The following is a 12,789-nucleotide window of genomic DNA, read 5'->3' on the forward strand; positions in this document are numbered from 1 at the left end:
CGCGCGACGGGCCGGCGGCCCCCGCGCATCAGTACGCCCCCTGTCCGTGGACCACCGCACGCAGCGTCTTCCACAGGATCACCGTGTCCAGGGCGAGCGACCAGTCCTCCACGTACCGCAGGTCCAGCCGGACGGCCTCCTCCCACGGCAGGTCGCTGCGTCCGCTGATCTGCCACAGACCGGTGAGGCCGGGCTTGACCAGCAGCCGTCTTCGGATGTCCGGGCCGTAGGCGGCGGACTCCTCGGGCAGCGGCGGCCGCGGTCCCACCAGCGACATCGATCCGGCGAGCACGTTGAAGAGCTGCGGCAGTTCGTCGACCGAGTAGCGGCGCAGCACCGCCCCGACCCGGGTGACCCGCGGGTCCCGGCGGAGCTTGAACAGCAGGCCCGCGCCCTCGTTGCGGTCGGCCAGCGCGGCACGTGCCCCGTCGGCCCCCGCGACCATGGTGCGGAACTTGAGAATGGTGAACTCGCGGCCGTCCTTGCCGACCCGGCGCTGGCGGTAGAACGCCCCGCCCCTGCTGTCCACCAGGACGAGCAGCGCGACGAACAGCATCAGGGGCGCGAACAGTGTCAGCAGGACAGCCGCGCCCAACCGGTCGACGACCGCCTTGACCGCGCGCCGGCCCCCGGTGAAGGTCGGCATGCTGACCCGCAGCAGCGGGATACCGAGCACCGCGTCGACGTGCAGCCGCGGGCCGGCCACCTCCATCAGGACGGGAGCGACGACCATCTCGGCGTCGCTGCCCTCCAGGTTCCAGGCCAGCCGTTGCAGGCGGTGCGGTGACCAGTGCGGGTCCGGGGTGACCGCGACCACCCGGTAGCCGTCGCGGCGGACGTGGTGGGCGACGTGCTCCAGCGGGCCGACGACCGGCACTCCGTCCAGTTGGTCGCCCTCGAGCCCGTCGTCCGTCGTGCACACCGCGTCCACCCGCCAGCCGAGGTGCGGGAACCGCCGGGTCCGGGCGATCAGATCGCGCACCGTGGCCGGACTTCCGGCGGCGAGCACGGGTCTGAGGCAGCGCCCCTGCTTGCGCTGTCTGTGCAGCCGGACGCGCAGCGCGTAGCGCGCGACCATGATGAAGATCGCGATCGCGGGAACGGCGACGAAGATCCAGAGTTTGATGTTGCGCGAGGTGAGGGCGATTCCGCCGAGCGCCAGCACGACGGTCGCCATGAACAGTGAGCGGCCGAGCCGACGGAATTCCTCGGCGCCCTGGCCGAGCACGGCCGGTGACCACGACCGGCTCACCGCGAGGGCGCCCAGCACCAGCAGCCAGGTGCCGAACGCGAGAATTCCCCATTTCTCGTGCCAGTTGGCCGCGTCCCGGACCCCGAAGAAATTGCCGATGCCCGCCACCACGACAGCGGTGGTCACGGTATCGCTGGTGATCACGGTACGGCGGTACCGGTGCTCCCAGTCGCTCGCGAGCCGGCTGGTTGCCCCGTCCGCCAACTGCCCGCGCGCAGACGGAAACGGGCTGACCAATCCCCCTTGCCGCACAGAACCCCCCAGGTTCCCAGTGGTTCGACGTGTTCGCCTAGCACTGTTCCTCCCCCTCGGGAGGCCCCCGCCTCCCGCGCCGCGCTGTTCCTCCCCACGGACGGCCCCCCGGCCTGTCCGCGCACAACGTTCCGGCTATGTCACATCAATACGAGCAATACACAGTGACAGCAGCAGACCCCCCTGCCCCCGACCTAAAGATCATTACCGGTCGCCTCGTGCCTGAACAGCTGAAGCACGGTCAATCTAGACCATCGGGGCCACTGTGTAGAGGGGATGTGTGTAATTCGTGCTCACGCTTTGGGAGTTGATCAAGCAACCTGTGAATGTCCACCGATGCCTTCGCGCCACCACGTAATGCGGGGTGTCGAGTTGGACGGCCATTCTTCCGCTTCCGGCGCGGGCCAGACCGATGGTTCACGCCATGCGGGGGGGTCGAGTGCCCGGTCCCCGGCTCCGCCTTTGACGCCACCGCCGGTTCAGGTCGCGAGCAGGTGTTCCCGGCCGAACATGGCCGCGGCGGCCCGCGCGGTCGGCGTTCCGGAGTCCAGGTCCGCGCCTGCCCGACGCAGTACCGCTACGACGTCGTCGGCGCCCTTGAACAGGGCGCCGGCAATGGGGGACTGGTCGCGGTCGTTGCGGAGGTCCGGGTCGGCGCCGTGCCGGATCAGGGTCCGCACAGTGTCGGCGTGACCGTGGTAGGCGGCGAGCATGAGGAGGGAGTTGCCCGCGGGGTCCCGTACGTCGACCGGCAGCCCGTGCTGTACGAACTCCACCAACTGGTCGGTGCCGCCCTCGCGGGCCAGATCCATGGCGATGGCGACCACGCGCTCCGTCTGCTCGGGAGTCAGTCCACCGCTGTTGTGCATGTCCATGAAGTAGTTCTCCGTGGCGGTACGCCCGTACCGGCGCGGGCACCTCTCGGGTGCCCGTGCCGGTACGGTGCGGATTACCGCGTGTGTCGCTGACCGGCCGGATCAGAGGTTGCCGGCGGCCAGGGCCTCGATCGCCTTGCGGACGCCCGCGCCGTAGGCCGGGTCGGCCTGGGTGCAGTTGCCGATGTGGCGCTCGATGGTCTGCGCCGAGGCACCGTCGATGGCGCGTGCCGTGTTCTCGAACAGAACCTGCTGCTGCTCCGGGCTCATCTGCCGGAACAGGTTGCCGGGCTGCTCGAAGTAGTTGTCGTCGTCCTCGCGGTAGTTGAACCGGTCGGCGACGGCGCCCACGGCCTGGGCCGGGTCGCGGTAGGCCGGCTGCTCCTGCCAGCGCCCGTAGGAGTTGGGCTCGATGCCCGGGGTGGCTCCCTGGTTGCCGTCGACGCGCATGGCGCCGTCGCGGTGGTAGGAGTTCACCGGGTTCTTCGGGGCGTTGACCGGGATCTGGTGGTGGTTGACGCCGAGGCGGTAGCGCTGGGCGTCGCCGTAGGAGAAGAGGCGGCCCTGCAGCATCCGGTCGGGGGAGAAGCTGATGCCCGGGACCACGTTGGCCGGGCTGAAGGCGGCCTGCTCCACGTCCGCGAAGTAGTTGTCGGGGTTGCGGTTGAGCTCCCACTCGCCGACCTCGATCAGCGGGTAGTCCTTCTTCGACCAGACCTTGGTGAGGTCGAAGGGGTGGAAGCGGTAGTTCTCGGCGTCGGCCTCCGGCATGACCTGGATGAACAGCTTCCACTTCGGGAAGTCGCCGTCCTCGATCGCGTCGAAGAGGTCACGCTGGTGGGATTCGCGGTCCCTGCCGACCAGGGCCTCGGCCTCGGCGTCGGTGAGGTTCTTGATGCCCTGCTGGGTGCGGTGGTGGAACTTGACCCAGAACCGCTCGCCCTCGGCGTTGATCAGGCTGTACGTGTGCGAGCCGAACCCGTGCATGTGCCGGTAGGAGGCCGGGATGCCGCGCTCCGACATCACGATCGTGACCTGGTGCAGGGCCTCGGGGAGGTTGGTCCAGAAGTCCCAGTTGTTCTCGGCGTTGCGCAGGTTGGTGCGCGGGTCGCGCTTCACCGCGTGGTTGAGGTCCGGGAACTTCAGCGGGTCGCGGAAGAAGAAGACCGGGGTGTTGTTCCCGACCAGGTCCCAGTTGCCCTCGTCCGTGTAGAACTTCACGGCGAAGCCGCGGATGTCGCGCTCGGCGTCGGCGGCACCGCGCTCACCGGCGACGGTGGAGAACCGGGTGAACAGCGGGGTCTTCTTGCCGATCTCGGAGAAGATCTTCGCGCTGGTGTACCGGGTGATGTCGTGGGTGACCGTGAAGGTGCCGAAGGCGCCCGAGCCCTTGGCGTGCATCCGGCGCTCCGGGATGACCTCCCGGTCGAAGTGCGCGAGCTTCTCCAGGAACCACACGTCCTGCAGGAGCATCGGGCCGCGCGGGCCGGAGGTCAGGGAGTTCTGGTTGTCGGGAACCGGTGCACCGGCGACCGTCGTCAGCGGCTTCTGGTTGTTCTCAGGCAAGGCTTGCTCCTCGGTGTGGTTCTTCGCAGCCACCACCCTACCTTGGACAGGATCTAAGGCAAGGCGACATCTAGAGCAATATTCGCTCTTGAATTGATGCCGAAGCCTGCTAGGGTGCCGCGCCCCGCCGGGACGGGGGCCGCCAGGCTCGGCCACTCCGGCCTTGCGGCACCCCCGAGCCGGTCCGTTCTCATCCCTTCGGGGCCTTCAGGGAGCCGTCCCCCGCGGACACCGACACAGTGGTTCCTGTGGTCCCGAGCCACCCGGCTCCGGAAGGAAGAGAGGCGTGCGCATGAAGATCGCGGTCATCGGCGGGACGGGGCTGATCGGCTCGCAGGTCGTCAAGGACCTGAACGCGGCCGGGCACCAGGCGGTGCCCCACTCCCAGTCCACCGGCGTCGACGTCGTCAGCGGCAAGGGAGTGGACGACGCGGTCGAGGGAGCCGAGGTCGTGGTCAACCTGACGAACTCCCCGACCTTCGACGACGCCTCACCGGCCTTCTTCCGGACGTCGATGGACAACCTGCTGGCCGCCGCGCGGCGGGCCGGGACGGGGCACTTCGTGATCCTCTCCATCGTCGGTGTCGACCGGGTGCCGGCGCTGGACTACTACCGTGCGAAGACGCTCCAGGAGGAGGTCCTCAGGGAGGGCCCCGTCCCGTACTCGATCGTGCGCGCCACCCAGTTCATGGAGTTCATGGAGGCGGTCCTGTCCTGGACCGCCTCCGACGACTCCGTCCGGCTGCCCGCGACGCCGATCCAGCCGATCGCCGCGAAGGACGTGGCGGCCGCGGTCGCGGACGTCGCCGTGGGCCCTCCGCTGAACGGCATCCGCAACATCGGCGGACCGGAGGTGTTCCCCCTGGACGAGCTGGGCCGCCTGACCCTGGCCCACAAGGGCGACGCGCGAACGGTCGTCACCGATCCGGGTGCCGGCATGTTCGGGGCGGTCGAGGGAGACGTCCTGACCGACCTGGACGCCCACCTGGCCCCCACCCGGTACGCCGACTGGCTCTCCTGAATGCCCGAGCGTGCCGGCCACGGCCCGACCGGCGACGCCGCGCCGAAAGGAATCCTGCGGCACCGGCCGGAGCGGTGGCTGTTCAAGGGAATCTACGGCCTGGTACTGGCCAGCGCGCTGGTCGCGGCGCTGGACGTGCCGGGCGAAGCGGCCAACCCCGGCCAGGACGCGCTGTGGGTACTGCTCACGGCGCTGACGTCGGGCGCCGCCCACGGGTACGCGCACGTCATCGCCCAGCGTGCGTCCGGCGACGGGACGGCCGGACCGAGCAGGCTGCGCGCGGTGCTCGCCGAGTGGCCGCTGGCCGTCGCCGTGCTGCCGACCGTGATGATGCTGCTCGCCGCCGAGGCCGGGTGGTGGGCGGAGGAAGCGGCCGCCGACACGGCCCTGGTGCTCAACACCGTCCTGCTCTTCGCCCTGGGCACCTCGGCGGCCCGCACCGCCGGGCTCGGCCGGCTGTCCTCCTGCCGGGCCGGGGCCCTGGACATGCTGATCGGCCTGGTGATCATCGCCGCGGACGCCCTGATCGAGTAGCGGGCGTGCCCCGCTCGCACACCACCGGCCCGGTGCGCAGCGCCGGCCCGTGCGGGCCGCGGCGCTGCCCCTCCTCGCGCACGCCCTTCCCGCCGGGCCCGACGCCCCCCGCCGTCACTCGGCCGTGTCCCGGGCCTCGCTGTCGCCGCCCTCGCGCTGGTGGCCGCGGCGGGCGTCGCGGTCGAAGATGCCCAGGATCTCGCAGGGGCCGCCGGCGGTGCCGATCGCGTGCGGCATCATCGTGGGGAACTCGGCTGCCTGGTGGGTCTCGACGCGGAAGCGGCGGTGGCCGAGCATGAGGACCGCCGTGCCGGACAGGACCACGAGCCATTCGCGCCCCGGGTGGGCACGCATGCGCGCCGGATTCTCGGGCGGCGGCTGGGTCATGCGCTGACGCACCACGGTCATGCCGGGATCGCCCTTCACCGGCCAGCGCATCAGGCCGTGGGTGCTGTCGATCATCGGACTGGTGATGACGTCGTCGTCGGCCGTCTCCACGAGCTGGTCCAACGTGGTGTCCAGGGCGCGGGCCAGAGTGACCAGCTGATCCAGGGCCAGGCGGCGCCGGCCGTTCTCGATGCGGCTCAGCGAGGACTGGCTGAGCTTGGCACGCCCGGCCAGCTCCTCCAGGGACCAGCCCTGCGCGACCCGCAGGGCGCGGATGCGTTTGCGTACGAGGCTGTCCAGATCTCCATCTTCTTGCGTCATGAGCAACATCGTATGCCTCGAACGCAACGCGGGCTTAGCTTCGGACGCAGTCGAGCCGCACTTCCCCGACACCCTCCACGCCCCGTCGGGCGGCGGCATGCCCTGCGAAAGGAACCCATGAGCACCAGCCCACCCGTACGGGCCCCCGAAGCCGACGGCGGAAACACCCCCGACGCGCGTCGACTGCGCACGATCCTGATCGCCGTCTCCGTCGCGCTGATGGCCGTCGTCGCCGCGGTGTCCGGTCTGAACGTCGCGCAGACCCACATGGCCGTCGAGTTCGACGCCTCCCAGAACACGGTCCTGTGGATCATCAACATCTACACGCTCGCCCTGGCCGCGCTGCTGCTCCCGCTCGGGGCCGTCGGCGACCGACTGGGCCGCAAGCCCATGCTCGTCGCCGGTCTGGGTGTCTTCGGTGCGGCGAGCGTCCTCGCCGCACTGGCCCCCTCGGCCGAGGTCATGCTGGCCGCCCGCGTGGCCGGCGGTGTCGGCGCCGCGATGATCATGCCCGTGACCCTTGCCGTGATCACCTCCACCTTCCCCGAGGAGCAGCGCGGCAAGGCGATCGGCGTGTGGACCGGTGTCGCCGGAGGCGGCGGCATCCTGGGCATGTTCCTCTCCGCCCTCCTCGTCGACGTCGCCGACTGGCGGCTGCTGTTCGTCCTCCCGGTGGTCCTGGTCCTCGTGGCCCTGGCCATGGCGCTGAAGTCGGTCCCCGACTCCCGCGAGACCGCTGCCCACCGGTTCGACACGGGCGGAGCGCTGATCTCCACCGTCGCCGTGACCGGCCTCATCTTCGTCCTCCAGGAAGGCCCCGAACGCGGCTGGACCAACCCGGTGACGCTGACCGGCCTCGTCGTCGGCATCACCGCCGCCGTCGGCTTCGTCGCCTGGGAACTGCGCCGCCGCACCGCCGCGCTGCTGGACGTGCGCCTGTTCCGGGAGCGCGGCCTGGCGGGCGGCTCGATCACGCTCCTGGTGGTCTTCGGCGTCCAGGCGGGCATCGCCGTGGTCCTCTTCCCGTACTTCCAGGCCGTGCTCGGCTGGTCGGGCCTGCTCTCCACGGTGGCGCTGATGCCCATGGCCGTCATGATGATGGCGACCTCCGGCCTCGCCCCCATGCTCGCCGCACGGGTCGGTTCCCGTACGACCATGGCGACGGGCATCGCCCTGGCCGGGGCCGGCCTCGCGCTCATGGCCCTGTTCGTCTCCGTGGACGACGGATACCTGACCATCCTGCCCGGCATGCTGGCCATGGGCATAGGCATGGGCCTGTCGATGACCCCGTCCACCGAGGCCATCACCGGCTCCCTGCCGCGCGGGAAGCAGGGCGTCGCGTCCGCGCTCAACGACGTCACCCGCGAGTTCGGCACCGCACTCGGTGTCGCCCTGCTGGGGGCGCTGCTCGCCACCGGCTACCGCAGCGCCGTCGACGGACGGCTGGACGGCATTCCCCAGGGGCCCGCGGACAGCGCCCGGGAGGGCGTGGCCAACGCCGTCGAGGCCGCGGGCAGCGCCGGTCCGTACGGCCCGCACCTGCTGCACGCCGCCCAGCAGTCCTTCGTCGACGGCTGGCAGCAGGCCATGTGGGCCGGTGTGGCCGTCATGGGCGTCCTGTTCGTCTACGTCGCGTTCCGCGGGCCCGGCAGAACGGCACCCGCGGACGCGGACGAACCGGAGGCGGCCGAGGCTCTCACCGGCCCGTGACACGGGCGAGTCAGCGGTCCCGGGAGAGTTCGAGGAGTTCGGCGAAGACGCCCCCGGCGTTGACCAGGTCGTCGTAACGGCCCTGCTCGGTGATCCGGCCGTGCTCCATGACGACGATGTGATCCGCGATCCTCGTGTTCTCCGGGCGGTGGGTGACCACGATGGTGATGCGCCTTCAGTCGCGGTCGCGACCCGACGTTCCGCGCGTGTCGGTGGGTGGCGGATGCCCGGACCCGTGTGGGGCAACAGCCGTGCGGAGCATGGAGGTTGGCCGAACCGCCGACGCCGTCGCACACGGCGGTGGCCGGGCCCGGAGAACGCCGCAGCGACTACGCTGCCTCCACCGGCGCAGCCGGCCATCGGTACGACAGGGGGAGGGGCCGTGGGGCGACCGCTACTGTTCCTGGACGTGGACGGGCCCCTCAACCCGTACGCGGCCAAGCCGCACAAGCGACCGCCCGGGTACACCACCGTCCGAGTGCCCTGGGACGGCCTGGACCGCGAGGGACACCGGTCTCCTCCGGTGCGCCGCCGCCCCCTGCGGGTCTGGCTCGATCCGCGGCACGGGGCACAACTGCTCCGGCTCGACTACGAACTGTGCTGGGCCACCACGTGGATGGCGGACGCCAACCGCTGGATCGCCCCCGTCGTCGGCCTCCCCGAACTCCCGTTCGTCGACTTCGCGGACGCCCTGCTCCAGGACCGCCCCGACGGGGTCCACTGGAAGACCGCCCCGCTCGTGGAGTACGCCGACGGACGCCCCTTCGCCTGGGTGGACGACGAACAGGGCGACCCCGACCGGGCCTACGTGACCACCCATCACCGAGCGCCTGGACTTCTGCATCACGTCAATCCCCGGATCGGGCTGCGCGACGACGACTTCCGGGCGCTCGCCGACTTCGCCCGCGGCTGCCCGACGCCGGAGCGAGGGATGCGCGAAGGGCAGTAGGAAGGCGGCCTCAGTCCTCGATCCAGCCGTGGCCCTCGCTGAACTTCAGGAGCGCGCCGCGGATGGTGAGGATCTGCTCCGCGGTCAACTGCGGACTGGCGGTCAGCAGCAGTTCCGTCACGTCACGCCGGTACTCGTCCGAACTCAGCACATCGCACAGCGGTTGGCCGTTCTCGTCGGACATCGCCACCCTCGGCGCCGGCTCCTGGTGGCGCCGCGCGGGCTTGTGCCGCTCTCCCTCGGGGAGCCGGATGCCCGAGGCCTTCAGCCCTCGCTCACCGCTCTCCACCTCGAACTCCACGACCAGCCCGGAGCGCACGTACTCCTCGGGGATGAGCAGATCGTTCACGTGCAGGAAGATGTCCTCGCCGCCGTCTTCCGGCGCGATGAACCCGTAGCCCCGCGTACTGTCGAAACGCACCACACGACCCGCGACCATGCGGACCCCCAACCTCTGAAAACCCCACCCGTCCGGAGCCCTTCCCCGGAACCGTGTGCATGCTATCGGGTGCCGTCCGCCAGGCGGTCGGCACACCGCACCGCGCCGGTGGAACGAACTGCCGGCGCCGCGGCGTACGGAAGTTACCGGCGCGACACGTCTTGACCCCCATGATCGCCTCGGCTTACCGTTCCCGCGTTTGAACCGGATTGAAACGATTCAATCGAGGAATTCCTCTCCGAACCCTGGGGCGCACTCATGCACGAACTCGTCTCGCAGCGTGGCGGGATGTCCCGGCGCGCGGTGCTGGCCGCCGCCGTGACCGCGGGGGTGACCGCCACCGCCGTCACCGCCTCGCCCGGCGCCGCCGCCCTCCCCACCGGCCCGGCCGCCGACCGGGCCTCCGGCCCGGCCCGGTGGTTCACCGACCCCGCCCGGTCGGTGCGCCCGAAGTTCCGCTGGTGGTGGCCGGACGGCATGGTCGACCCCGACGAGGTGGCCCGCGAGATCGACCAGATCGCGGACGCCGGTTTCGGCGGAGCCGAGATCGCCGCCGTCCACCACAGCATCCGGGACAAGTCGCTCCTGGACACCGCCCACCACGGCTGGGGCAGCAGACCCTGGCGCGACGGCGTCGAGGCCGCCCTGCGCCGGGCCGTGCGACGCGGCCTGACCGTCGACCTCACCCTGGGCCCGAGCTGGCCCGTGGCCGTCCCCGGAGTGACCCCCGACGACGAGGCCGCCGCCCAGGAACTCGCCCACGGGCACACCGCACTGGCCGCCGGGGCCACGTACCGCGGCCCCGTGCCCGCACCCGTCCACGAGGCCGCGACCGGCGTCCGCGCCCAGCGCCTCCTCGCGGTCCAGGCCGCCCGCGTCGACCCCGCCAACTCCACCCGCAAGGAGACCGGCCTCGACCCCGACAGCGTCCGCGACCTCACGGACACCGTCACCGACGGCGGCCTGACCTGGACGGCACCCGCGGACGGCGAGTGGATGCTGATCTCCTACTGGCAGCGGGGCTCGGGACAGCAGCCGGAATCGGGGCCGCACTCCGCACCGGCCGCCTTCGTGGTGGACCACTTGAGTGCGGCGGGCACCACGGCCGTCACCGACTACTGGGAACGGCACGTCCTCACCGGTTCACTGCGACGTCTGCTCAAGGCCGCGGGCGGCGCCTTCTTCGAGGACTCGGTGGAACTGGAGTCCGAGGGCCTGGTCTGGACGGCGCGCCTGCCCGAGGCCTTCGAACAGCGCACGGGCCGACCACTGCTGCCCTGGCTGCCCGCCCTCGTCCTCGACGACAGCAACCAGGTGTTCGCGTTCGAGGCCCAGCTGACCCGGCAGATCCGGCACGACTTCTGGGCCACGGTCTCCGACCTGTTCAACCGGCACCACGTGGGCGCGCTCAAGGGCTGGGCGCACTCCCTCGGCATGACCCTGCGCGCCCAGCCGTACGGCCTGCAGACCGACGCCATCGCCACCGCGGCGATCCTCGACATCGCGGAGGGGGAGTCCCTCGGCTTCAAGAACCTGGACGACTACCGGTGCCTGGCCGGCGGCCGCGACATGGCCGGGCACACCGTGCTCTCCTGCGAGGCGGGTGCCTACAACGGCTCGGCCTACGGCACCACGTGGGACCGCGTGCTGCGCACCATGGGCGGGGCCTACGCGGCGGGCGTCAACCAGACCGTGATGCACGGCTTCTCCTACGCGAGTGCCCCGGAGGCCCAGTGGCCCGGCTTCGCCGCGTTCAGCCCCTACAACGGAGCGCCGGGATACGGCGAGTCGTGGGGGCCGCGGCAGCCGACCTGGCGGCACGCCGGGGACATCGCCGGCTACCTCGGACGCGTCCACGCCGTCCTGCAGTCGGGCACCGCCCGCGCGGACGTCGCCGTCTTCCGGCAGACCGGCTACACGGCCACGGGCATCGGCGCGTCCTGGTTCACCTCGACCGGTGTCCCGCTCGGCTGGACGCACCAGTTCCTCAGCGGCCCGCTCCTCGACCTGCCGAACGCGACGGTCTCCGGCGGCCGGCTCGCCCCCGAAGGACCGGCCTACAAGGCGCTCTTCGTCGAGGGCGACTTCTTCTACGGCTCCACCCCGACCCTCGCCCTCGACGACGCCCGCAGGATCCTCGGATTCGCGCAGGCCGGGCTGCCCGTGGTGCTCCTCGGCGCCTTCGACCAGGCGCTGACCCCGGGCGTGCCGGCGACCGGTGAGACCGAGCGGCTGCGCGACGTCCTCGCCCGCCTGCTCGCGCTGCCGGGCGTCGTCCGGGTCACCGAGAAGACCGCGGTCGGCGACGCCCTCGCCGAGCTCGGTGTCACCCCGGACGTACGGCACTCCGTACCCTCGACGCTCCTGAACGCCCACCGGGCCACGGCGGACGCCGACTACTACTACCTGGTCAACGGCAAGCACGCCGAGACCGTCAAACCGCCCGTGGCCGCGATCGACCACGACGTCACACTGCGCCGCACGCGAGGCGGCGACGCGGTGCCGTACCTCCTCGACCCCTGGACGGGCCGGGTGGTACGGGTGGGCCGGTACACCCAGGACGGCCGGGACGTGACCCTCCGGGTCGCCCTGCGACCGGGCCAGACGCTCGTCGTCGCGCTGGGACGGCCGGGACTCCTCGGCGACCGGCACGGCAACCGCCCGCACGCCCTCTCCTCGGAGGCCGACGAGGTGCTGTTCACCGAACGCGGCCTCACCGTACGGGCCGCCGCGGCCGGCACCTACCGCACGCGGCTGTCCCGGGGGCGGACCGTCACCACCACCCTCCCCGCGGTCCCCGGCCCGATCGAACCGGGCCGCTGGCGCGTCGAGGTCGAGGACTGGCGTCCCGGTGACCGCCCGACCCGCACCGAGAAGGAACGCCGCACCCTGACGCTCGACACCCTGCTGCCCTGGTCGAGCATCCCGGAACTGGAGGACTGCGCGGGCATCGGCCGCTACCGCACCACGGTCACCCTCCCCGGCGACTGGAGCGCGGCCCACGGCGCACTCCTGGAGCTGGGGCAGGTGGCCGACACCTTCCGGGTGCGCGTCAACGGCCGCGACGCGGACCCGGTCGACCGGCTCGGCCCCGTCGTCGACGTGGGTCCGCTGCTGCGCAGGGGCGCGAACACCATCGAGATCGAGGTCGCGACGCCCCTCGTCAACCGGCTCCGGGTGAGCCGCCCGGAGGTCTTCGGCGGGCTCACCCGCCAGGAGTACGGGCTGGTGGGACCGGTCCGGCTGGTCCCGTACGCGCAGCGGACGGTCTGACTCCGACCGGATTGAACGATTCAAAATGACGCGGACGGTGCCCAGGCCCGTCCGCGTCGAGTCATGCCCGCTCAGCGTCCGCCGACTTGTGCTGCCAAGGGACTTATGAGGCGTCAGCCGGTTCTTGTGAGAACCCTTGACGCTCCTGGTGGTGCCACTTAGCGTCTCCGTCGAATCGAGTAAAACGATTCAATCGAAGGGAGCTGAGCC

The 12,789-nt window shown here is 71.3% G+C and carries 11 protein-coding genes; 5 read left to right on the top strand and 6 right to left on the bottom strand.

Annotated elements, in window-relative coordinates; genetic code table 11:
* Window positions 1-28 precede the first annotated feature (28 nt).
* The 3 genes from Sru02f_RS18210 to Sru02f_RS18220 all read right to left on the bottom strand — a co-directional run bounded on the left by Sru02f_RS18210 (window position 29) and on the right by Sru02f_RS18220 (window position 3,945).
* A complete protein-coding gene (locus Sru02f_RS18210; RefSeq protein WP_109031067.1) occupies window positions 29-1,504 on the bottom strand; it encodes a sugar transferase in 1,476 nt (491 codons plus the stop codon).
* Window positions 1,505-1,983: 479 nt separating this feature from the next.
* Window positions 1,984-2,379: an ankyrin repeat domain-containing protein gene (locus Sru02f_RS18215; protein WP_109031068.1), complete on the bottom strand. Its 396-nt coding sequence runs from the start codon at window positions 2,377-2,379 to the stop codon at window positions 1,984-1,986.
* Window positions 2,380-2,481: 102 nt separating this feature from the next.
* On the bottom strand, window positions 2,482-3,945 hold the full coding sequence (locus Sru02f_RS18220; RefSeq protein ID WP_109031069.1) for a catalase: 1,464 nt from the start codon (window positions 3,943-3,945) through the stop codon (window positions 2,482-2,484).
* A 292-nt stretch (window positions 3,946-4,237) separates the two neighbouring features.
* Here Sru02f_RS18220 and Sru02f_RS18225 point away from each other — a divergent pair, with 292 nt between their 5' ends.
* Window positions 4,238-4,966 (top strand): SDR family oxidoreductase, encoded by a 729-nt coding sequence (locus Sru02f_RS18225; protein WP_109031470.1) that lies wholly within the window; start codon window positions 4,238-4,240, stop codon window positions 4,964-4,966.
* Window positions 4,967-5,500: a hypothetical protein gene (locus Sru02f_RS18230; protein ID WP_109031070.1), complete on the top strand. Its 534-nt coding sequence runs from the start codon at window positions 4,967-4,969 to the stop codon at window positions 5,498-5,500.
* Window positions 5,501-5,614: 114 nt separating this feature from the next.
* On the opposite strand, the gene Sru02f_RS18235 is transcribed toward Sru02f_RS18230, so the two are convergent.
* The gene (locus Sru02f_RS18235) at window positions 5,615-6,217 is read right to left on the bottom strand and encodes a helix-turn-helix domain-containing protein (protein WP_109031071.1); all 603 of its coding nucleotides are present in this window, start codon (window positions 6,215-6,217) and stop codon (window positions 5,615-5,617) included.
* Between the two features lie 108 nt (window positions 6,218-6,325).
* On the opposite strand from Sru02f_RS18235, the gene Sru02f_RS18240 reads away from it, so the two are divergent.
* The gene (locus Sru02f_RS18240; RefSeq protein WP_109031072.1) at window positions 6,326-7,918 is read left to right on the top strand and encodes an MFS transporter; all 1,593 of its coding nucleotides are present in this window, start codon (window positions 6,326-6,328) and stop codon (window positions 7,916-7,918) included.
* Window positions 7,919-7,928: 10 nt separating this feature from the next.
* Here Sru02f_RS18240 and Sru02f_RS18245 read toward each other — a convergent pair whose 3' ends face one another.
* On the bottom strand, window positions 7,929-8,078 hold the full coding sequence (locus Sru02f_RS18245) for a hypothetical protein (protein ID WP_159107508.1): 150 nt from the start codon (window positions 8,076-8,078) through the stop codon (window positions 7,929-7,931).
* A gap of 222 nt (window positions 8,079-8,300) precedes the next feature.
* Here Sru02f_RS18245 and Sru02f_RS18250 point away from each other — a divergent pair, with 222 nt between their 5' ends.
* The gene (locus tag Sru02f_RS18250; RefSeq protein WP_174855041.1) at window positions 8,301-8,867 is read left to right on the top strand and encodes a hypothetical protein; all 567 of its coding nucleotides are present in this window, start codon (window positions 8,301-8,303) and stop codon (window positions 8,865-8,867) included.
* Window positions 8,868-8,877: 10 nt separating this feature from the next.
* Here the strand turns inward: Sru02f_RS18250 and Sru02f_RS18255 are convergent, their stop codons facing one another.
* Window positions 8,878-9,306 carry a cold-shock protein gene (locus Sru02f_RS18255; protein ID WP_109031073.1) on the bottom strand — a complete coding sequence of 143 codons (429 nt, stop codon included), beginning with the start codon at window positions 9,304-9,306 and terminating at the stop codon, window positions 8,878-8,880.
* A 258-nt stretch (window positions 9,307-9,564) separates the two neighbouring features.
* Between Sru02f_RS18255 and Sru02f_RS18260 the strand changes: the two genes are divergently transcribed.
* On the top strand, window positions 9,565-12,579 hold the full coding sequence (locus Sru02f_RS18260; protein ID WP_109031074.1) for a glycosyl hydrolase: 3,015 nt from the start codon (window positions 9,565-9,567) through the stop codon (window positions 12,577-12,579).
* The last annotated feature ends 210 nt before the right edge of the window (window positions 12,580-12,789 follow it).

This window comes from Streptomyces rubrogriseus (assembly GCF_027947575.1).
Classification (GTDB): Bacteria; Actinomycetota; Actinomycetes; order Streptomycetales; family Streptomycetaceae; genus Streptomyces; species Streptomyces rubrogriseus.